Origin of the sequence: Rhodanobacter sp. FW102-FHT14D06 (assembly GCF_043950705.1) — a bacterium.
Lineage (GTDB): Bacteria > Pseudomonadota > Gammaproteobacteria > Xanthomonadales > Rhodanobacteraceae > Rhodanobacter.
The window spans coordinates 804,433-825,517 of record NZ_CP170722.1 but is presented as its reverse complement, the minus strand read 5'-3'; the positions used below and the strand labels follow the sequence as shown (position 1 = coordinate 825,517).

At 68.4% G+C, this 21,085-nt stretch carries 17 protein-coding genes; 15 read left to right on the top strand and 2 right to left on the bottom strand.

All coding sequences use genetic code 11. The features are described from left to right. The first annotated feature begins 5 nt into the window (after nt 1-5). From ftsL to lpxC, 13 genes are all read left to right on the top strand, one after another. The gene (ftsL, locus tag ACFCQI_RS04070) at nt 6-266 is read left to right on the top strand and encodes a cell division protein FtsL (protein WP_395121244.1); all 261 of its coding nucleotides are present in this window, start codon (nt 6-8) and stop codon (nt 264-266) included. Then, nucleotides 266-2,080, top strand: coding sequence for a peptidoglycan D,D-transpeptidase FtsI family protein (locus tag ACFCQI_RS04065; protein ID WP_395120103.1), 1,815 nt, complete (start codon nt 266-268; stop codon nt 2,078-2,080). Before ftsL ends, ACFCQI_RS04065 begins: the two co-directional genes overlap by 1 nt. Further along, on the top strand, nt 2,077-3,582 hold the full coding sequence (locus ACFCQI_RS04060) for a UDP-N-acetylmuramoyl-L-alanyl-D-glutamate--2,6-diaminopimelate ligase (protein ID WP_395120102.1): 1,506 nt from the start codon (nt 2,077-2,079) through the stop codon (nt 3,580-3,582). The genes ACFCQI_RS04065 and ACFCQI_RS04060 overlap by 4 nt, the downstream gene beginning before the upstream one ends. Then, nucleotides 3,579-4,961: a UDP-N-acetylmuramoyl-tripeptide--D-alanyl-D-alanine ligase gene (gene murF / locus ACFCQI_RS04055; RefSeq protein ID WP_395120101.1), complete on the top strand. Its 1,383-nt coding sequence runs from the start codon at nt 3,579-3,581 to the stop codon at nt 4,959-4,961. The genes ACFCQI_RS04060 and murF overlap by 4 nt, the downstream gene beginning before the upstream one ends. Continuing rightward, a complete protein-coding gene (gene mraY / locus ACFCQI_RS04050; protein WP_395120100.1) occupies nt 4,951-6,051 on the top strand; it encodes a phospho-N-acetylmuramoyl-pentapeptide-transferase in 1,101 nt (366 codons plus the stop codon). Before murF ends, mraY begins: the two co-directional genes overlap by 11 nt. Nucleotides 6,052-6,072: 21 nt before the next feature. Next, nucleotides 6,073-7,308, top strand: coding sequence for a putative lipid II flippase FtsW (gene ftsW, locus ACFCQI_RS04045; RefSeq protein WP_395120099.1), 1,236 nt, complete (start codon nt 6,073-6,075; stop codon nt 7,306-7,308). Nucleotides 7,309-7,331: 23 nt separating this feature from the next. Then, on the top strand, nt 7,332-8,438 hold the full coding sequence (gene murG / locus ACFCQI_RS04040; RefSeq protein ID WP_395121242.1) for an undecaprenyldiphospho-muramoylpentapeptide beta-N-acetylglucosaminyltransferase: 1,107 nt from the start codon (nt 7,332-7,334) through the stop codon (nt 8,436-8,438). Then, on the top strand, nt 8,435-9,874 hold the full coding sequence (gene murC, locus ACFCQI_RS04035) for a UDP-N-acetylmuramate--L-alanine ligase (RefSeq protein WP_395120098.1): 1,440 nt from the start codon (nt 8,435-8,437) through the stop codon (nt 9,872-9,874). The genes murG and murC overlap by 4 nt, the downstream gene beginning before the upstream one ends. Further along, nucleotides 9,874-10,938, top strand: a complete 1,065-nt coding sequence (locus ACFCQI_RS04030) for a D-alanine--D-alanine ligase (protein WP_395121240.1) — start codon at nt 9,874-9,876, stop codon at nt 10,936-10,938. The genes murC and ACFCQI_RS04030 overlap by 1 nt, the downstream gene beginning before the upstream one ends. Beyond that, nucleotides 10,935-11,669 carry a cell division protein FtsQ/DivIB gene (locus ACFCQI_RS04025; protein WP_395120097.1) on the top strand — a complete coding sequence of 245 codons (735 nt, stop codon included), beginning with the start codon at nt 10,935-10,937 and terminating at the stop codon, nt 11,667-11,669. Before ACFCQI_RS04030 ends, ACFCQI_RS04025 begins: the two co-directional genes overlap by 4 nt. Nucleotides 11,670-11,679: 10 nt before the next feature. Then, nucleotides 11,680-12,912 (top strand): cell division protein FtsA, encoded by a 1,233-nt coding sequence (ftsA, locus tag ACFCQI_RS04020; protein ID WP_395120096.1) that lies wholly within the window; start codon nt 11,680-11,682, stop codon nt 12,910-12,912. Between the two features lie 123 nt (nt 12,913-13,035). Continuing rightward, complete coding sequence (gene ftsZ, locus ACFCQI_RS04015; protein WP_395120095.1) at nt 13,036-14,214, top strand: cell division protein FtsZ; 1,179 nt, start codon at nt 13,036-13,038, stop codon at nt 14,212-14,214. A gap of 425 nt (nt 14,215-14,639) precedes the next feature. Then, on the top strand, nt 14,640-15,554 hold the full coding sequence (gene lpxC, locus ACFCQI_RS04010; RefSeq protein ID WP_395120094.1) for a UDP-3-O-acyl-N-acetylglucosamine deacetylase: 915 nt from the start codon (nt 14,640-14,642) through the stop codon (nt 15,552-15,554). Nucleotides 15,555-15,770: 216 nt separating this feature from the next. Here the strand turns inward: lpxC and ACFCQI_RS04005 are convergent, their stop codons facing one another. Then, the gene (locus ACFCQI_RS04005) at nt 15,771-16,253 is read right to left on the bottom strand and encodes a DciA family protein (protein ID WP_395120093.1); all 483 of its coding nucleotides are present in this window, start codon (nt 16,251-16,253) and stop codon (nt 15,771-15,773) included. Between the two features lie 27 nt (nt 16,254-16,280). Between ACFCQI_RS04005 and ACFCQI_RS04000 the strand changes: the two genes are divergently transcribed. Both ACFCQI_RS04000 and secA read left to right on the top strand, forming a co-directional pair. Next, complete coding sequence (locus tag ACFCQI_RS04000) at nt 16,281-17,210, top strand: peptidoglycan DD-metalloendopeptidase family protein (protein WP_395120092.1); 930 nt, start codon at nt 16,281-16,283, stop codon at nt 17,208-17,210. A 182-nt stretch (nt 17,211-17,392) separates the two neighbouring features. Then, on the top strand, nt 17,393-20,125 hold the full coding sequence (secA, locus tag ACFCQI_RS03995; protein ID WP_395120091.1) for a preprotein translocase subunit SecA: 2,733 nt from the start codon (nt 17,393-17,395) through the stop codon (nt 20,123-20,125). A 95-nt stretch (nt 20,126-20,220) separates the two neighbouring features. On the opposite strand, the gene ACFCQI_RS03990 is transcribed toward secA, so the two are convergent. After that, nucleotides 20,221-21,072: a symmetrical bis(5'-nucleosyl)-tetraphosphatase gene (locus ACFCQI_RS03990; RefSeq protein WP_395120090.1), complete on the bottom strand. Its 852-nt coding sequence runs from the start codon at nt 21,070-21,072 to the stop codon at nt 20,221-20,223. Nucleotides 21,073-21,085: the final 13 nt, after the last annotated feature.

Sequence of the window (21,085 nt, the reverse complement as noted above, 5' to 3'; positions counted from 1 at the left end):
AGCTGATCAGCACCGTGATCTGCGCACTCCTGCTGGTGGCCGCGGTGGCCAGCGCGCTGGGCGTGGTGTGGACGCGCCACGAAAGCCGCGTGCTGTTCGTGCAACTTACCCAGCTGCAGAACCAGCGCGACGACCTCAACATCGAATACGGCCGCCTGGAACTGGAGCAGGCCACCTACGCCGAGCCGCGTCGCATCGACGACGAGGCACGGCAGAAGCTGGGCATGGTCGATCCGCGCCCGCAAGACATCCGGTTGCTGCGCTGATGGACATGCGCAAACACGCCAAGCCAGCCGCACGCGGTCGCCGCCAGGCGAGCGGCCCCAGCGCGCGCCGGCGCATGTATCTGGTCGCCGGCCTGCTCGGGCTTACCGCCACCGGCCTGGTCGCGCGAGCGTTCGACCTGCAGGTGGTACGCAAGCAGTTCTACCAGCGCCAGGGCGACGCGCGCTTCCTGCGCGAGATGCCGATCCCGGTCTCGCGCGGCACCATCTTCGACCGCAATGGCGAGCCGCTGGCGGTGTCGACGCCGGTGACCTCGATCTGGGCCAATCCCTCCGAGGTGCTGGACAACGACCAGCGCATCCCGGATCTGGCGCGCGCGCTGGGCGTGAATGCGGACGAGCTGAAGAGCCGCCTGGCCCAGCGCTCGGACCGCGAGTTCGTCTATCTGCGTCGCCAGATGTCGCCCGAAGCCGCGCAGGCGGTGCTGGACCTGGGCATCCCCGGCATCAACGGCCAGCGCGAGTTCAAGCGCTTCTACCCATCCGGCGGGGTCACCGCGCACGTGCTGGGTTTCACCAATATCGACGACCACGGCCAGGAGGGGCTGGAGCTGGCCTACGATGACTGGCTCTCGGGCAAGCCCGGCGCCAAGCGGGTGATCCGCGACCGCATGGGCCACGTGGTGGAAGACGTCGAGCAGGTGCGTGCGCCCAAGCCGGGACGCAACCTCACCCTCAGCATCGACCGGCGCATCCAGTTCCTGGCCTACAGCGAACTGAAGAGCACCGTGGACAAGTTCCAGGCCGATTCGGCCTCGATGGTGATCCTCGACGTGCATACCGGGGAGGTGTTGGCGATGGTCAACCTGCCCACCTACAACCCCAACGCGCTCGACTCCAGCCGCGCCGGCCAGCGCCGCAACCGCGCGATGACCGACGTGCTCGAACCGGGCTCGACGATCAAGCCGATCCTGATGGCCGCGGCGCTGTCCAGCGGCAAGTTCACCCCCACCAGCCCGATCATCGACACCACCGGCGGGCACTGGTTTTTCCAGGGCCACGACATCCACGACACGCACAACTACGGCCTGCTGACGCCGACCGGCGTGATCACCAAATCCAGCAACGTGGGCGCGGCGCACATCGCGATGGATCTGGACACCACGCTGATGTACGACACCTACCGCGCCTTCGGTTTCGGCAACAGCACCAACAGCGGCTTCCCCGGCGAAGCCTCCGGCTACCTGCGCATCGGCGCCGACTGGCGGCCGCTGGAAAAGGCCATCCTCGGCTACGGCTACGGCCTCAACGTCACCGTGCTGCAGCTGGCCAACGCCTACGCCACCATCGCCGACAACGGCCTGATGCATGGCCCGAGCTTCATCAAGGACGCGGAGACGCCCTCGCGCCAGATCATCTCGCCCGAGGTGGCGCACGAGCTGATCGGGATGATGGAGACCGTGACCGGCCCCGGCAGCACCGCGCCGCAGGCGCGCATCGCCAATTACGCGGTCGCCGGCAAGACCGGCACCGCGCACAAGGCCAACGCCGGCGGCTACGACAAGCACAGCTACACCGCGGCATTCGCCGGCATCGTGCCGGCCACCAACCCACGCCTGGTCGGCGTGGTGGTGGTCGACAACCCGAGCAAGGGCAGCTACTACGGCGGCATGGTCTCCGCGCCGGTGTTCTCGCGCGTGATGAGCGGTGCGCTGCGCCTGCTCGACGTGCCGCCGGACAACATCGGCCGCTGGTACGTCGGCGGCCCGCTGCAGGGCGCCGGCGGCCTCGCGGGCAGCAAGCCGCCGGTCGAGGCGCCGATCGACGACGCGCCGATCGACGAGGGCACGCCATGAGCACCGGCCACCTCGATCAGCTGCTGCTGGGGATCGCCGATGCTCAGCTGGCGGCAAACCCGGCGGCGGCGCGCATGGTGGTGTCCGGCATGACCCTGGACTCGCGCCAGGTGCGCCGCGGCGATGCGTTCTTCGCGCTGCGCGGCGGCCGCGCGCACGGCATCGCGTTCGCCGCCAACGCGGTGCAGCGTGGTGCCCGCGTGGTGCTGGCCGAAGCCCCGGCCGAGGATGTCGCGGCGCTCGACGTGCCGGTGCTGTGGATCGACGACCTGCATGCGCAGGTGGGCGAGATCGCGGCGCGCTTCCACGACCGGCCCAGCGAGTCGATGCGCGTGGTCGGCGTCACCGGCACCAACGGCAAGACCTCGTGCGTGCAGTTGCTGGCGCAGGCCTGGACGGCGCTCGGCCACCGCGCCGCCACCATCGGCACGCTGGGCGCCGGCGTGCATGGCCAGTTGCTCGAAGGCGAGCGCACCACGCCCGACGCGATCAGCGTGCAGGCGCTGCTGGCGCGCTTCCGCGATGCCGGCGTCAGCCACGTGGCGATGGAAGTGTCCTCGCACGCGCTGGTGCAGGGGCGCGTGGCCGCGGTGGAATTCGAGGCGGCGGCCTTCACCAATCTCACCCGCGACCACCTCGACTATCACGGCTCGATGGAAGCCTACGGCGCGGCCAAGGCCATGCTGTTCGCGATGCCGGGCCTGCGCGTGGCAGCACTCAACAGCGACGACGGCTTCGGCCGCGAACTGGCCGGCACGCTGCCCGACAACCTGCGCGTGCTGCGCTTCAGCGCGGCCGGCGAGAGCGCGGCGGACGTCGCCGCCGAAGACGTGGTGACTTCGGCCAGCGGGCTCAGCTTTCAATTGCGCACGCCGTGGGGCAGCCGCGCACTGCACAGCCACCTGCTCGGCCGGTTCAATGTCGCCAACCTGCTCGCCGTGATCGCCTGCCTCGGCGCACTGGGCGAACCGTTCGAACGCATCGTGCAGGTGGCCGGGCAGTTGCAGCCGGTCAATGGCCGGATGAACCGGCTGGGCGGATGGCACGGCCTGCCGCTGGTGGTAGTCGACTATGCGCACACGCCTGATGCGCTGGAGCAGGCGCTGACCGCCCTGCGCGCGCATTGCGCGGGCAAGCTGATCTGCGTGTTCGGTTGCGGCGGCGAACGCGACACCGGCAAGCGCCCGCTGATGGGCGCGATCGCGGCGCGGCTGGCGGACATCGCCATCGTCACCGACGACAACCCGCGTGGCGAGGACGGCGACGCGATCGTGGCGCAAATCGTGGCCGGCATGGCCGACGCAAAGGCGATGGCGGTCCAGCGCGATCGCGCGGTGGCGATTGCCGACGCGCTGGAGCTGGCCCGCGCCGGCGACGTGGTGCTGATTGCCGGCAAGGGCCACGAAACCTACCAGGACGGCGCCACCGGCAAGCATCCGTTCGACGATCTGGCAGTGGCGCGCACCGCGCTGGACCGGCTGGGCCGGGAGTCGCACGCATGATGCGGCTGGGCGCCATCGCGATGTGGCTGCATGGTCGCCTGCTCGACGGCGACGCGACGTTGGAGCAGGCCGAGATCACCGGCGTGGCGATCGACACGCGCAAGCTGCGCCCGGGCGAACTGTTCGCGGCGATCAAGGGCGAGCACGTGGACGGCCACGACTACCTGGACGAAGCGCTGGCCCGCGGCGCGGTGGCGGCGCTGGTGACGCATCCGGTCGACAGCGCGCTGCCGCAGCTGCGCGTCGACGACGTCGAGGTGGCGCTGGGCGACCTGGCCAGCGCGGTGCGCGCGCAACGCGACGTGCGCGTGGTCGGCATCACCGGTTCCAACGGCAAGACCACGGTGAAGACCCTGGTCGCCTCGATCCTGTCGCGCCATGGCCGCACGCACGTCAGCAGCGGCAACTACAACAACGAGCTGGGCCTGCCGCTGAGCCTGCTGGCAATGCCGCGCGACACCGAATACGCGGTGTTCGAGATGGGCGCGGGCAAGCCCGGCGACATCGCCTATCTCGCTGCCATCGCACGGCCAGATATCGGCCTCGTCACGCTCATCGCGCCGGCCCATCTTGAACGCATGGGCAGCATCGAGGGCGTGGCCGAAACCAAGGGCGCGCTGTACCAGGCCTTGCCGGCCGACGGCATTGCCATCATCAACGCGGACGACAGCTTTGCCAGCTTCTTCGGCGGGCTTGCCGGTGCGCGCAAGACGCTGCGTTTCGGCCTGGAGCAACCGGCCGACGTGCGCGCCGGTGCGATCGAACTGCGCGCCGACGGTTCGCGTTTCATGCTGCACACGCCGGCAGGCGAGGCCGAGGTGACTTTGCCGCTGCCCGGTCGCCACAACGTGGCCAACGCGCTGGCCGCCACTGCGGTGGCGCTGGCGTTGCAGGTGCCGCTGGAAACCATCGTTGCCGGGCTGGAGCAGGTTTCCGGCGTGGCCGGCCGCCTGCGCCGCCTGGTTGCCGTCGGCGGCTGGACGGTCATCGACGACAGCTACAACGCCAACCCCGGTTCCATGGCGGCCGCCATCGACACGCTGCTGCTGGCCGGCGGCGAACGCTGGCTGGTGCTGGGCGACATGGCCGAGCTGGGCGCGGATGCGCGTGCGCTGCATGCGGGCATCGGCGAGCGGGCGCGCGAGCGCGGCGTCGATCGCCTGTTCGCGGTCGGCCCGCTGGGCGCGGCCACGGTGGAGGCGTTCGGCGCCGGCGGCGAGCATTTTTCCGACAAGCCGGCCCTGATCGACGCGCTGCGCGCGCAGCTGCGCGCGGGCGTCACCTGCCTGGTCAAGGGTTCGCGTTCGGCCGGCATGGAACAGGTGGTGGCCGCGCTCATTGCCGCGCCCGCCCACGGAGGTGCGAACGATGCTGCTTGAGCTGGCCGACTGGATGGCGCGGCATTTCACCGCCCTGCATCTGTTCCAGTACATCACCTTCCGCGCCATCATGGCTGCGCTCACCGCGCTGTCGCTGTCGCTGCTGTGCGGGCCGTGGCTGATCAACCGCCTGGCCGCGCTGAAGGCCGGCCAGGTGGTGCGCAGCGACGGTCCGCAGACGCACCTGGTCAAGGCCGGCACGCCGACCATGGGCGGCGTGATGATCCTGCTCTCGGTCACCGTGGCCACCCTGCTGTGGGCCGACGTGCACAACCGTTACGTATGGGTGGTGCTCGGCGTGCTGCTGAGCTTCGGTGCGATCGGTTTCTACGACGACTACCGCAAGCTGGTGCTGAAGGACAGCCGCGGTCTGGCCAGCCGCTGGAAATATTTCTGGCAGTCGGTGTTCGGGCTCGGCGCGGCGCTGTTCCTGTTCTACACCGCGCCGCACGCCGTGCATGGCGCCACTGTGGCGGAGACCGCGCTGTACGTGCCGCTGTTCAAGCACGTGGTGGTGCCGCTGGGGCTGTTCTTCGTGGTGATCACCTACTTCATGATCGTGGGCTTCTCCAACGCGGTGAACCTCACCGACGGGCTGGATGGGCTGGCGATCATGCCGACGGTGCTGGTCTCTGGCGCGCTGGGCGTGTTCGCCTACGTGGCCGGCAACCGGGTGTTCTCCGAGTACCTCGGCGTGCCGGCGATTCCCGGCGCGGGCGAGCTGGCGATCGTCACCGGCGCGCTGGCCGGGGCGGGGCTGGGCTTCCTGTGGTTCAACACCTATCCGGCGCAGGTGTTCATGGGCGACGTGGGCGCGCTGGCGATCGGCGCGGCACTGGGTTGCATCGCGGTGATCGTGCGTCAGGAGATCGTGCTGCTGGTGATGGGCGGCGTGTTCGTGATGGAAACCGCCTCGGTGATGATCCAGGTGGCCAGCTTCAGGCTCACCGGCAAGCGGGTGTTCCGCATGGCGCCGGTGCACCACCACTTCGAGCTGAAGGGCTGGCCCGAGCCGCGCGTGATCGTGCGCTTCTGGATCATCTCCGTCGTCCTCGTGCTGGTCGGTCTTGCCACGTTGAAGGTGCGCTGATGAAAGCCCGGGAGCAAGTCCATGTTTGACGCCGCCTCCCAGGCTCGTCGTCGCAATGGCCCGCGCGGGCACTTCGACCCGTGGCTGCTGGTTGCGCTGGTGGGGCTGGCCAGCATCGGGGTGGTGATGGTGGCGTCCAGTTCGATCGCGGTGGCGGACAGCCAGGAGCTGGGTGCGTTCTATTTCCTGCGCCGGCACCTGGTGTTCCTCGGGATCGGCATGGTCGCGGCCGGGTTGGCCATGCGCACGGAGCTGCGGCTGCTGGAGAAGTACGCGTTTCCGCTGCTGGCCCTGGCGTTCCTGCTGCTGCTGGCGGTGTTCGTGCCGCACCTGGGCATGCGCATCAACGGCGCGCGGCGCTGGCTCAACCTGCTGGTGACCACGTTCCAGCCGGTGGAGGCGGTGAAGCTGATCCTGGTGATCTACATCGCCAGCTATCTGGTACGCCACCGCGACAGCGTGGAGAACCGTTTCCTCGGCCTGATCAAGCCGATCGCCGTGGCCGGCATCATCGTGCTGCTGCTGCTGGTGCAGCCGGATTTCGGCTCGGCCACGCTGGTGATCGCGGTGACCATCGCGATGGTCTGGCTGGGCGGGGCGCGGCCGATCTTCCTGTTCCTAATGGGCCTGCCGCTGATGCCGCTGCTGTATATCGCGGCGACCGGCGAGAGCTACCGCATGAAGCGGCTGACCTCGTTCCTCGACCCATGGAAGGACCCGTTCAACGACGGCTTCCAGCTGACCCAGTCGCTGATGGCGATCGGCCGCGGCGAGTGGGACGGCGTGGGCCTGGGGTCCAGCGTGCTGAAACTCTCCTACCTGCCCGAGGCGCACACCGATTTCATCTTCGCGGTGATCGGCGAGGAGCTGGGGCTGGCCGGCGTGGTGCTGGTGATCGGCCTGTTCGCGCTGGCCGTGTGGCGCGGCCTGCAGGTGGGCCTGAAGGGTGTCGACGTGGGCCAGCGCTTCGCCGGCTACGTGGCGTTCGGCGTGTCGCTGATGCTGGCGATGCAGGCGATCGTGTCGGTGGGCGTGAACCTCGGCGCCTTGCCGACCAAGGGCCTGACCCTGCCACTGATCAGCTACGGCGGCTCCTCGATGGTGCTCACCTGTGCCATGGCCGGCGTGCTGCTGCGCGCCACCTTCGAGATCAACCGCGCGCTGGACGCCCGCCAGATGGCCACGCGCATGCCGGCAGCCGTGACCGTGGCCGACGCGAATGCCGCGGTGACACCGCGCGAGGCGGAGGCCGCATGAACGCCGCGACGCGGGAATCGGGAATGGGCGAAGACCGGCGCGGGGCGCGGCCTGCTTTTGCCGATCCGCGACCGGTGCTCATCATGGCCGGCGGCACCGGTGGACACATCTTCCCGGGACTGGCGGTGGCCGAATGCCTGCGCGGGCAAGGTGTGCCGGTGGCGTGGCTGGGGGCGGTCGGCGGGATGGAGACGCGGGTGGTGCCGGCGCACGGGATCGAGTTGCACACGGTGGCGGTGGGCGGTTTGCGCGGAAAAGGCTGGAAGACCCGCCTGCTGGCGCCGCTGATGCTGCTGCGTGCGCTTCTTGCCTCGCTGGCGTTGCTGCGGCGGCTGCGTCCGCGCAGCGTGCTGTCGATGGGTGGCTACGTGGCCGGCCCCGGCGGTCTCGCCGCGTGGCTGCTGCGGCGGCCGCTGCTGGTGCATGAACAGAATCGCGTGGCCGGTTTCACCAACCGCAAGCTGGCCGCATTGGCGCGCCGCGTGCTGGCCGGCTTCGACGGCGTGCTGCCGCAGGCGCAGTGGGTCGGCAATCCGGTGCGTGCGGTGATCGGCGCGCTGCCGCCGCCGGCGCAACGCATGGCCGATCGCCCGGGTGCGCCACGCCTGCTGGTGCTGGGCGGCAGCCTTGGGGCGCGTGCGCTGAATCTCGCGGTGCCGCAGGCGCTGGCCCGACTCGAACCCGGGCAGCGTCCCGAGGTGTTGCACCAGTGCGGCAGTCGTGGCCTCGACGAGGCACGCGCGGCGTATGCGCAGGCCGGCGTGGAAGCGCGCGTGGTGGCCTTCATCGACGACATGGCCGATGCCTACGGCTGGGCGGACCTGGCGGTCTGCCGTGCTGGTGCGCTGACCCTGGCCGAACTTTCCGCCGCCGGGCTCGGCGCCTTGCTGGTGCCGTTTCCGTACGCGGTGGACGACCACCAGACGCGCAACGCGGAGGTGCTTGCGGCGGTCGGCGCCGCCGAGATCATGCAGGAGAATGCACTGGACAACCAACAACTGGCGCAGCGGTTGGCTGCGCTGCTCGGCGATCGAACCGCCCTGCTGGCCATGGCCGAAGCGGCACGCACGCTGGCCAAGCCCGACGCGGCGCAGGTGATCGCGCGCGCCTGCACGGAGGTGGCCGCATGAGCCGGCTCTCCGCCCAGCAGGACCCGATGAGCACGTTTCGCCGGGTGCATTTCATCGGCATCGGCGGCGTGGGCATGAGCGGCATCGCCGAGGTGCTGCACAACCTGGGCTACGCGGTGTCCGGTTCCGACCGTGCCGGCTCACCCACGGTGCAGCGGCTGCAGCGGCTGGGCCTCACCGTGCACGTGGGCCACGCCGCGGAGAACGTCGCCGGCGCCGACGTGGTGGTCACCTCCAGCGCGATCAAGGCGGACAACCCGGAGCTGGCTGCTGCTCTCGCGGCGCGCATCCCGGTGATCCCGCGTGCGGAAATGCTGGGCGAGCTGATGCGTTTTCGCCGCGGCATCGCGATCGCCGGCACGCACGGCAAGACCACCACCACCAGCCTCACCGCCAGCGTCCTGGCCGAGGCCGGTTACGACCCGACCTTCGTGATCGGCGGCCAGCTCAATGCGGCCGGCGCCAACGCGCGGCTCGGCACCGGCCAGTACCTGGTGGCTGAAGCGGACGAGTCGGACGGCTCGTTCCTGCTACTGTCGCCGGTGATCGCCGCGATCACCAACATCGACGCCGACCACCTGGAGAACTACCACGGCGACTTCGCCGAGGTGAAGAAGGCGTTCGCCGATTTCCTGCACCGGCTGCCGTTCTACGGCCTGGCGGTGCTGTGCGTGGACGACCCGGAAGTGGCCGCGCTGGCCAAGGCCACCAATCGCCGGGTGATCCGTTACGGCATCGACAGCGCGGACGCCGACGTGCGCGCGCTGAACCTGCGCCAGCAGGGTTTCGAGATGCATTTCGAACTGCAGTTGCCCGATGGCGCGGCGGCCGTGCCGGTCACGCTGAACCTGCCCGGGCGGCACAACGTGCTCAACGCGCTGGCCGCCGCCACGATCGGCTGGCAGCTCGGTGTCGAGGTGGCGGCGATCGCCGCCGCACTGAAGGGTTTCCAGGGCGTGGGCCGGCGCTTCCATCGGCGCGGCGAGCTCGCCATCGATGGCGGCCGCGTGCTGCTGGTCGACGACTACGGCCACCACCCGCGCGAGATTGCGGCGGTGTTCGCGGCGGTGCGCGGCGGCTGGCCGGAGCGGCGCCTGGTAGTGGCCTTCCAGCCGCACCGCTACAGCCGCACGCGCGACCTGCTGGACGATTTTGCCAACGTGCTGGCCGACGCCGACGTGCTGGTGCTGACCGATGTGTACCCGGCCGGCGAGGCGCCGATCGCCGGCGCCGACGGCCGCGCGCTGGCGCGTGCCGTGCGTGCGCGCGGCAAGGTCGACCCGGTGCTGGTCGAGCATCCGCGCGAGTTCCGCACCAGCCTGCCCAGCCTGCTGCACGACGGCGACCTGTTGCTGCTGCTCGGCGCCGGCGACATCGGCGCGGCGGCGGTCGAGCTGGCGAACGCCGGCCAACTCAAGACGAAGGGGGCCGCATGATGGCCGCAATCACGAATCCCGGCACCTCCCGCATCACCGATCCCGCGCAGTTCGGCCGTGTAGCGGTGGTCATGGGCGGCAGCTCGGCCGAGCGCGAGGTGTCGCTGGATTCCGGCCGCAACGTGCTGGCCGCGCTGCGCGCGCGCGGCATCGACGCGCATGCGATCGACGGTATCCCGGCCCTGCTCGACGCGCTGCGCGCGGGCCACTTCGCGCGTGTGTTCAACATCCTGCACGGCCAGCACGGCGGTGGCGAGGATGGCGTGCTGCAAGGTGCGCTGGAATCGCTGCACGTGCCGTACACCGGTTCGGGCGTGCTCGGCTCGGCGTTGTCGATGGACAAGACCCGCTCCAAGCGCGTGTGGCAATCGCTGGGCCTGTCCACGCCGACCTTCGCCGCGCTGCCGCGTGGCGCGGACGTGCTCGCCGCGGCGCGGCGGATCGGCTATCCGCTGATCGTCAAGCCCGCATGCGAAGGCTCCAGCGTCGGCGTGACCCGGGTGTTCGCCGAGCAGGACCTGGCCGCGGCGGTCGAATTGGCCGAGCGCTATCCGGGCGATTTGCTGATGGAAACCCTGATCGAGGGCGACGAACTCACCGTCGCCATTCTCGGCCGCCAGGTGCTGCCGAGCATCCATATCGTGCCCAAGGGAGCGTTCTACGACTACAACGCCAAGTACGTGGCCGAGGACACCCAGTACATCTGCCCCGGTGCCGAAGGTGCCGCGGCGGACGAACTGGCGGTGCTGTCGCTGGCTGCGTTCGACGCGCTGGGCTGCGCCGGCTGGGGCCGCGTCGACGTGATGCGCGACCGCAACGGCCGTCCCTGGCTGCTGGAGGTCAACACCGCTCCCGGCATGACCTCGCACTCGCTGGTGCCCAAGGCCGCCGCCGCCGCCGGCATCGACTACCAGGAACTGTGCTGGCGTGTGCTGGAAACAAGCTTCCAGCGGGAATGGGGAATAGGGAATAGGGAATCGGAACATCAAACAGCAGACGCCGGCTCTGCCTATTCCCCATTCCCTATTCCCTATTCCCGCGACTCCGAAGGAGACGCAAAGTGAAAGGCCCCATCCGCCTCGCTGCCTGGTGCCTGGCCATCGCGCTCGTCGCGTTGCCGGTCGTCGGGCTGCTGCGCGGGTGGTTTGCCGCCGATCGCTGGCCGGTGACCCAGCTGACCGTGCAGGCGGAGTTCAAGCACGTCACTGCTGCCGAGATCCGCACGGCGGTGCTGCCGCGACTGGGCAAGGGTTTCTTCGCGCTGGATCTCGATGCGGTGCAGAAGGCTGTCGCCGCGTTGCCGTGGGTGGAGTCGGTGGAGGCGCGCAAGCGCTGGCCCGATACCTTGCAACTGCGCATCTACGAGCGCCAGCCGTTCGCGCGCTGGAATGACAGGCAGCTGATCAGCCGCCAGGGCCGCGTGTTCGACGCCCCCGGCGTAGATCAGTTGACCGCCTTGCCCGGCCTGAGTGGTCCGGATGCGCGGCTGGCCGAGGTGGTGAGCTTCTACGCCGATGTCAGCAAGGCGTTTGCCGGCACCCACCTGCGCATCAATGGCGTGGCGCTGACCGAACGCGGCAGCTGGAGCGTCACCACCGGCAGCGGCGCGCGCATCGTGATCGGCGACCGCGAGCAGGCCGGCCGCCGGCTGCATCGTTTCCTCGACGTCTACCCGCAGCTGATCGCCGGCCATGCCGACGGCTTCGTTTACGCCGATCTTCGCTACACCAACGGCTTTGCCGTGCGCTGGCCCGACGCGGCCGGCGCCCCGGCTGGAGGTTCACCCCGCTCATGACTGTCTCGCCATGAAAACGCGCAATGAAAAGCAGCTGGTCGTCGGCCTGGACATCGGCACCTCCAAGGTGGTGGCGATCGTCGGCGAGTACGAACCGGGCGAGCCGATCACCGTGATCGGCATCGGCACCCACGTCTCGCGCGGCATGAAGCGTGGCTCGGTGGTCGACATCGAATCGACCGTGCACTCGATCCAGCGCGCGGTGGAGGAGGCCGAGCTGATGGCCGGTTGCGACATCCGATCGGTCTACGCCTCGATCTCCGGCAGCCACCTGGAAACGCGCAACTCGCACGGCAACGCGGCGATCCGCGAGCGCGAGGTCACCGCCGCCGACCTGGAACAGGTGCTGGAGGCCGCCAGCGCGGTGGCGATCCCGGCCGACCGCAAGGTGCTCTACAAGGAGTCGCAGGAATACCGCATCGACGGCCAGGACGGCATCCGCCGCCCGGTCGGCATGAGCGGCGTGCGGCTGGAGGCCAACGTGCACCTGGTCACCGGCGCTGCCGCCGCGGTGCAGAACATCTCCAAGTGCATCCAGCGCTGCGGACTCACCGTCGATGAGCTGGTTCCTTCCGCGCTGGCCAGCGCCAAGGCGGTGCTGACCGACGACGAGCGCGAGCTCGGCGTGTGCCTGGTCGACATCGGCGCGGGCACCACCGACATCGCGATCTACACCCAGGGCTCGATTCGCCACACCGCGTCGCTGCCGGTCGGCGGCGACCAGGTCACCAGCGACATCGCCTACGGCGTGCACACGCCCACCGCGCACGCGGAGGAGATCAAGATCAAGTACGCCTGCGCGCTGACCGGGCTGGCGCACGCGGAGGAAACCATCCAGGTGCCCAGCGTCGGCGACCGCCCGCCGCGCCGGCTGGCGCGGCAGTCGCTGGCGCAGAGCGTGCAGGCGCGCTACGAGGAAATCTTCGAGATGGTGCAGGACCAGTTGCGCCGCTCCGGCTACGAGAGCCTGGTCGCCGCCGGCGTGGTGCTTACCGGCGGCGCCTCGAAGATGGAAGGTGCGCTGGAGCTGGCCGAGGAGATCTTCCACAAGATGGTGCGCATCGGCCTGCCGCAGCAAGTCGAGGGTCTCGGCGAGGTGGTTTCCAGTCCGTTGCATGCCACTGGCGTAGGTCTGCTGCTGCATGGCGCGCGCGCCGGCGGCGCGCGGGTCGGCGGACCGGTGGGCAGCAGCATGGGCGGGATGATCGACAAGCTGCGCGGCTGGCTCACGCGGAATTTCTAGCAATGCGGTTTCGGGCGGCGCAGGAGCTGCCGCCCCGGGTGGAAGGAAAGCCACCCACCACCACGGGCCGACAGGAGTCGCTCCCCGCGGTTAAAACGACAACAACTCTACGGAGGACGGGAAATGTTTGAACTGATCGATAAACTTGCACCCAATGCAGTCATCAAGGTGATCGGCGTGGGCGGCGGCGGTGGCAATGCCGTGGCGCACATGCTCAACGCCAACATCGAAGGCGTCGAGTTCGTCGTCGCCAATACCGATGCCCAGGCGATGACCAACTGCGGCTCGCGCACCCACCTGCAACTCGGCGGCAACGTGACCAAGGGTCTCGGCGCCGGCGCGAATCCCGAGGTCGGCCGGCAGGCCGCGCTGGAGGATCGCGAACGGATCGAGGCGATGCTCGAAGGCGCCGACATGGTGTTCATCACCGCCGGCATGGGCGGCGGCACCGGCACCGGCGCGGCGCCGGTGGTGGCGCAGCTGGCCAAGGAGAAGGGCATCCTGACGGTCGCGGTCGTCACCAAGCCGTTCCCGTTCGAGGGCCGCCGGCGCATGCAGGTCGCCCTGAAGGGCATCGAGGACCTGTCGCAGCACGTCGACTCGCTGATCACCGTGCCGAACGAGAAGCTGCTCAGCGTGCTCGGCCGCGAGGTCACCCTGCTCAACGCGTTCAAGGCCGCCAACGACGTGCTGCAGGGCGCCGTGCAGGGCATCGCCGACCTGATCACCGCCCCTGGCCTGATCAACGTCGACTTCGCCGACGTGCGCACCGTGATGTCGGAGATGGGCCTGGCCATGATGGGCTCGGGCACCGCCCGCGGTGACGATCGCGCCCAGGCGGCGGCCGAGGCGGCGATCAAGAACCCGCTGCTGGAGGACGTCAACCTGAACGGCGCCTGCGGCATCCTGGTCAACGTCACTGCCGGTCCGAACCTCACCATGCGCGAGTTCGACGAGATCGGCCGCATCATCCACGACTTCGCCAGCGAAGACGCCACCGTGGTGATCGGCACCTCGCTGGACCCGGACATGAAGGACGACGTGCGCGTGACCGTGGTGGCCACCGGCCTCAACCGCGCCAATGCCTCGCGCAGCCAGCCGCCGATCCGCATGGTCGAAACCCAGCAGATGCAGATGCGTCCGCGCCCGGTGGTGCTGCGTACCGGCACCGGCAACGAGGTGGTGGACTATGCCCAGCCGGAGGTGCAGGGTCGGACCGAGTCCAGCGCAGCGGCCAAGCATGGCGACGCCGGCCTCGATTACCTGGACATTCCGGCATTCCTGCGCCGGCAGGCTGATTGAGGAGCATTGCGGAGCATGTCGATGCGTTGAACGATCGCCCGCCGGGTCGGTCAGTCACTCCATTGCCTCACGAATGGCTGCCTTGCGGCAGGCTGTTTGCAAGGTCCGCGATGGCGCGACGATGGCTGCGGCGACGGCGGTTGGTTGGCACCCGATGCCGTGCGCCGGGATGGGCGCGCGGGGCAGGGCCGCGGATTTGTCGCCGCGGTGCCGAAGCGATGTCCCGGGCCGGATTCCCGTCCCAGGCCCGGGCTTCGCTCCTTATCTTTCGGCGCTGGCGGGCGCCAAATGTGCGCCAGTTCCCAAGGATGAAAGAAAGATGAAGGCTTAACCAGACTGTACGGTGCGGTTTGCTTTTATCCCAGGTTAAAACTGTGTTAGCATCCGCTCCTGATTGGCTGCTGCCTCCACGGGTCCCAACAATAATGATCAAGCAGCGTACGCTTAAAAACATCATCCGGGCGACCGGTGTCGGCTTGCACACGGGCGACAAGGTCTACATGACCTTGCGTCCCGCCGCGCCGAACACGGGCATCGTTTTCCGTCGGACGGATCTCGATCCGCCGGTGGACATCCGCGCACGCCAGGACAACGTCGGCGACACACGCCTGTCCACCACGCTCATGAATGGTGAAGTGCGCGTGGCCACCGTCGAACACCTGTTGTCGGCGATGGCCGGGCTCGGCATCGACAACGCCTACGTCGACCTGTCGGCGCCGGAAGTGCCGATCATGGATGGCAGTGCGGGACCGTTCGTGTTCCTGCTGCAGTCCGCCGGCATCGAGGAGCAGCCGGTGGCCAAGCGCTTCATCCGCATCAAGAAGCCGATCAAGGTGCAGGAAGGCGACAAGTGGGCCAGCTTCGAGCCGTTCGAAGGCTTCAAGGTGGGCTTCTCGATCGACTTCAACCACCCGATCATCTCCAAGCGCACCTCGCGCGCCGAGATCGACTTCTCCACCACCTCTTTCGTCAAGGAAGTCAGCCGCGCGCGCACCTTCGGTTTCATGCGTGACATCGAGATGCTGCGCGAGCACAACCTGGCGCTGGGCGGCTCGATGGACAACGCCGTGGTGCTCGACGACTACCGCGTGCTCAACGAGGACGGCCTGCGTTACGAGGACGAGTTCGTCAAGCACAAGATCCTGGACGCCATCGGCGACCTGTACCTGCTCGGCCACAGCCTGATCGGCGCCTATCACGCGCACAAGTCGGGCCACGAGTTGAACAACAAGCTGCTGCGCGCCCTGATCGCCGATGCCTCGGCGTGGGAAGAGGTCAGCTACCACGAGGATCCGGCGGTGTCGCCGATCTCCTACGCGCACCCGGCCCAGGCGATCTGACACCCGAAACCACGCCGGCCTGTTCCGGCACTGCCCACCCGAATGGCCGGATCGCACGATCCGGCCATTTTTGTTGACCGCGACACACTCGCCGCGCGGGTTGGGTCACAGCCCCGCGAGGGCTGGACTTTTCATTAACTCTTCACGTGGTATAAACGCTGCTCGCGCGGGTCAGCCCGCGGGGGCAAGACGCGGCGCGTCTCGCAGGAACGCCTTTCAGTACGAAGGGTTCTCGGGGGAATCAGCGGTTTCGGCGAAGGACGCCAGCTGAAGGAACAGATCCCGCCATTCGGGGTCTGTGGACGAGGCAGCGGCAGCCCTGAGGTGGGCGGCCGCGGCTGGCGAAAGCGGTTTTGACTGCTCCGGCACGGTAACGGCCGGTGGTTGGGGAGCCACTTTCACGGTGACTGAACTGGCGCAGGCGCCGACGGCGCTTGCGGAGGCAAGGATCTGTGCCTGCATCAAGCGCAGGCGTGACGCCCAGGCCGGTGAAGACGCCAGGAAGACGAGGCGGTTGTTGCGCAGATTGGCGAATCTGACCTGTTCGCGCAGCGGCGATGGCAACGTCTGGCGCAGTGCGCGGTCCAGCGCTTCCAGCGCGTCGGCCTTTCGGGCCAGCGACGCGAAGGAGCCGCAATCGGCAAGGGATTTCGGTCCGTTGTCGCGGCGACGGGAAGTGGCGGGTTCCGCGCGGTGCATGGTGCCGACATTCGATTTTGGAAAGACATGCAGATCATACTCGTCTCACGTGCCCGCAAGCTGCCTAAAACCCTGGATCTGGCCAGCCGGCGGGTGCGCTGGAAGCTGTTCTCGATGTTGTCGCTGGGCGTGTTGGGCTGCCTGGCCCTGGGCGGCGCGCTGACCCTCGCCATCGCCAGCCCGCGCGACCGCGCGCTGAGCCAGATCCACGACCTGCAGCAGCAGATCCGCCGGCAGAACGCCGAACTTGGCGGCGTGCGCGCGGATGCGCAGCGCAGCCTGGATGCCCTGGCGCTCAAGCTGGGCCAGCTGCAGGCGCAGTCGACCCGCCTGAACGCGCTCGGTGAGCGCCTGGTGCAGGTGGGCAAGCTCGACAGCGGCGAGTTCAACTTCGACCAGCCGCCCGCCGTCGGTGGTGTCGAGGACACCAGCAGCACCGGTTACGCCATGCCGCCCTCGCTGGAGGCCGGCATCGACCGCCTCACCGGCCAGTTCAACGTCCAGCAGGCGCAGTTGTCGGCGCTGCAGAGCCTGTTGCTCGATGCCCGCATCGAGTCGAACCTGAAGCCCACCGGCATGCCCGTGCATGGCTACATCTCATCCTATTTCGGCGTGCGTCCCGACCCGTTCGACGGCCAGTCGGCGCGGCACACCGGCATCGACATCGCCACGCCGTTCGGCACGCCGGTGCATGCCGTGGCCGAAGGCATGGTGACCTTCGCCGGCGTGCGTCGCGGCTACGGCAACGTGGTCGAGATCGACCACGGCAACGGCTACATGACCCGCTACGCCCACAACAGCAAGCTGGACGTGCATCCCGGCCAGCATGTGCAGGTCGGCGACGTGATCGCGCAGGCCGGCTCCACCGGCCGCTCCACCGGCTCGCACGTGCATTTCGAGGTCTGGTACCACGATCGCGTGGTCAACCCGCTGGCGTTCGTGCGCAGCCACCGCTAGGGATGCCCTGATCCCTTGAATCCGGTCCCGGCAGCCGCCAGTTCCTGACGGTTCGCCGGCGTTCCCGCGCGGCGCGGGCACCTCCATCCCGCCAGAGCGGGTGAGCCGTACCGGGCATGTAGTAACATGCCCGATTGGCTCGCGCGTGCAGCGGGCGTCTTGTTCCCCCAACCGGAAAATCGATGTTCAATCGTGCCCTGACGAGTCTGTTTGGCAGCCGCAACGAGCGTGTGCTGCGTCAGCTTTCACGTACGGTCCATCGCATCAATGCGCTGGAACCGGAGATGGAGAAACTGGACGATGCCGCGTTGCGCGGCAAGACTGCCGAGTTCAAGCAGCGTTACGCCGCCGGCGAATCACTGGACAAGCTGCTGCCGGAAGCCTTCGCGGTGGCCCGCGAGGCCTCGCGCCGCACCCTGGGCATGCGTCCGTACGACGTGCAGTTGATCGGTGGCATGGTGCTGCACCAGGGCAAGATCGCCGAGATGCGCACTGGCGAAGGCAAGACCCTGGTGGCGACGCTGCCGGTATACCTCAACGCGATCGCGGGCAAAGGCGTGCACGTGGTCACCGTCAACGACTACCTGGCGCGGCGCGACTCGGCGCAGATGAGCAAGCTGTACAACTTCCTCGACCTGACCGTCGACGTGGTGTACCCGGGCATGGACCACGCCGACAAGCACGCGGCGTATGCGGCCGACATCACTTACGGCACCAACAACGAGTTCGGCTTCGACTACCTGCGCGACAACATGGCGCTCAGCAAGGAGCAGCGCTACCAACGCGGCCTGCATTACGCCATCGTCGACGAGGTCGACTCGATCCTGATCGACGAGGCGCGCACGCCGCTGATCATCTCCGGCCCGGCGGAGGATTCCCCGCAGCTGTACATCGCGGTGAACAAGATCGTGCCGCGGATGATCCGCCAGGCCGAGGAAGACAGCGAGGGCGACTACTGGGTCGACGAGAAGCAGAAGCAGGTGCATCTGTCCGAGGCCGGCATGCAGCACGCGGACGAGCTGCTGCGCGAGGCCGGCGTGATCGACCAGGACAGCGGCCTGTACGACTCCAAGAATCTCGCGGTGGTTCATCATCTCAACGCCGCCCTGCGCGCCAACGGCATCTACCAGCGCGATGTCGACTACATCGTGCGCGATGGCGAAGTGATCATCGTCGACGAGTTCACCGGCCGTACCCTGGCCGGCCGGCGCTGGTCCGACGGCCTGCACCAGGCGGTCGAGGCGAAGGAGGGCGTGCCGATCCAGCGCGAGAACCAGACGCTGGCCACGGTGACGTTCCAGAACCTGTTCCGCATGTACAAGAAGCTGGCCGGCATGACCGGCACGGCCGATACCGAGGCGTTCGAGTTCCAGAGCATCTACGGCCTGGAGGTGGTGGTGATCCCCACCCACAAGCCGATGATCCGCAAGGACAACCCGGACATGATCTTCCTGTCGCAGACACCGAAGTACAACTCGGTGATCGAGGACATCAAGGACTGCCACAAGCGCGGCCAGCCGGTGCTGGTCGGCACCACCTCGATCGAGGTGTCCGAGCTGCTGTCCGGGTTGCTGAAGAAGGCGGGCGTGGCGCACGAGGTGCTCAACGCCAAGCATCACGAGCGCGAGGCGCACATCGTGGCGCAGGCCGGCGCGCCCGGCCAGGTCACCATCGCCACCAACATGGCCGGCCGCGGTACCGACATCGTGCTCGGCGGCAGTCTCGAGGCCGCGCTGGCCGAACTGCCCGAAGGCGCCAGCGAGGTGGACCGCGCGCGCGTCAAGGCCGAGTGGAAGAAGCGGCACGAGCAGGTGCTGGCCGCCGGCGGCCTGCACATCATCGGCACCGAGCGGCACGAATCGCGGCGCATCGACAACCAGCTGCGCGGTCGTTCCGGCCGCCAGGGCGACCCGGGCTCCTCGCGCTTCTACCTGTCGCTGGAGGACAACCTGCTGCGCATCTTCGGCGGCGAAGGCCTGGTGCGCTGGATGAAGCGCTTCGGCATGAAGGACGACGACGCGCTGGAAGATCGCATGATCAGCCGGCAGATCGAGAAGGCCCAGCGCAAGGTCGAGCAGCACAACTTCGACATCCGCAAGCACCTGCTGGAGTTCGACGACGTCGCCAACGACCAGCGCAAGGTGATCTACACCCAGCGTGACGAATTGCTGGAGGGCGAGGAGGTCGCGGCCACCGTCGCCGACATCCGCGAGGATGTGGTGCAGACCCTGGTGCAGGCCTACGTGCCGCCGCAGACCATCGACGAGCAGTGGGATATCGCCGGCCTGGATCGCGAGCTGGAGAGCCAGTTCAACCTGTCGCTCGACCTCAAGCACTGGGTCGAGCAGCAGAGCGAGATCGACGCCGAGATGATCCGCAAGCACGTGGACGAGGCGGTCGCCGAGCTGTTCCACGGCAAGGAGGCGCAGATCGGGGCCGAGACCATGCGCCAGCTCGAAAAGCACGTGATGCTGACCGTGGTCGACAACGCCTGGAAGGACCATCTTTCCAGCATGGATTACCTGCGCCAGGGCATCTCGCTGGTGGGCTACGCGCAGCAGGACCCGAAGCAGGCGTTCAAGCGCGAGGCGTTCAAGCTGTTCTCCGACATGCTGGCGCGGATCAAGTCCGAGGTGGTGCAGATGCTTGCGCGCATCCGCATCCGCAGCGAGGAGGAAGTCGCCGCGATGGAGGCCGAGCAGCAGCGCATGGCCGAGCGCCTGCAGAAGCAGATGCTCGCCACCGGCGGCGGCGCGCCGCCCGATGCGTTCGGCAATGCCGGCGCGGCCCCGGAAGACGGTGCCCACCTGGCCGCGCAACCGGTGCAGCATGCCGGCCCCAAGGTCGGCCGCAACGAGCCATGCCCCTGCGGCTCCGGCAAGAAGTACAAGCATTGTCACGGACAGCTGAGCTGAGACAAAAGCAGGAGTGAGTGAAGAGGAGTGAGGAGTGAGAGAAAGCTGTCCGGCCCGCTCTCACTCCTCACTCCTCTCCACTCACTCCTCGCCTTTCAGTCCTCGCCGCCTGGCGGCCGCTTGCGATGCGGCTCGGCGTTGACGGTGATGTAGTGCGTCCCCTCGCCGTCCAGTTGCAGTGCGGTGAGCTTGCCGCCCCAGACGCAGCCGGTGTCGATCGCGTGCACGCCCAGTCCGTCGAATCGGCCCAGCGCCGACCAGTGGCCGCAGACGATACGCACGTCGCGTCGACGCATGCCGGGCACGGCAAACCACGGGTACAGGCCGGGCTTCTGCGTGCCGGGGATGCCCTTGGCGTCGAAGTCGATGCGCCCGTTGACGTCGCAGTAGCGCATGCGCGTCATGGTGTTGATGGTGGCGCGGTAACGGTCCTGGCCCTGCAGCCGGCTCGACCACTGCGCGGGACGATTGCCGAACAGGTTGCGCAGCAGGCGCGAGTGGCGCGGACTGGACAGCTCGCGCTCGACCTCCTGGGCGGCACGCAACGCCTGGCGCAGCGTCCACACCGGTGCGAGGCCGGCATGCACCATCGCCCAGTCGAGCTGTTCGTCGTGGTGCATCAGCTTCTGCGAGCGCAGCCATTCGAACAGCACCGGCGCATCGTCGGCAAACAGCACCTCGCGCAGTTCGGGGTTCACCCGCGCCTGCGCCTCCGGCTTGCGCTGCGCGATCGCCAGCAGGCTGAGGTCGTGGTTGCCCAGCGTGACAATGCACGAGTCGCGCAGGTCGTGGATCAGTCGCAGTGTTTCCAGCGACTGCCCGCCGCGGTTGACCAGGTCGCCGCAGAACCACAGCTGGTCACGCGCGGGGTCGAAGCGCAGTTTCTCCAGCAGGCGTTGCAATTCGGGATAGCAGCCCTGCACGTCGCCGATGGCGTACGTAGCCATGTCAGTCCCGGGC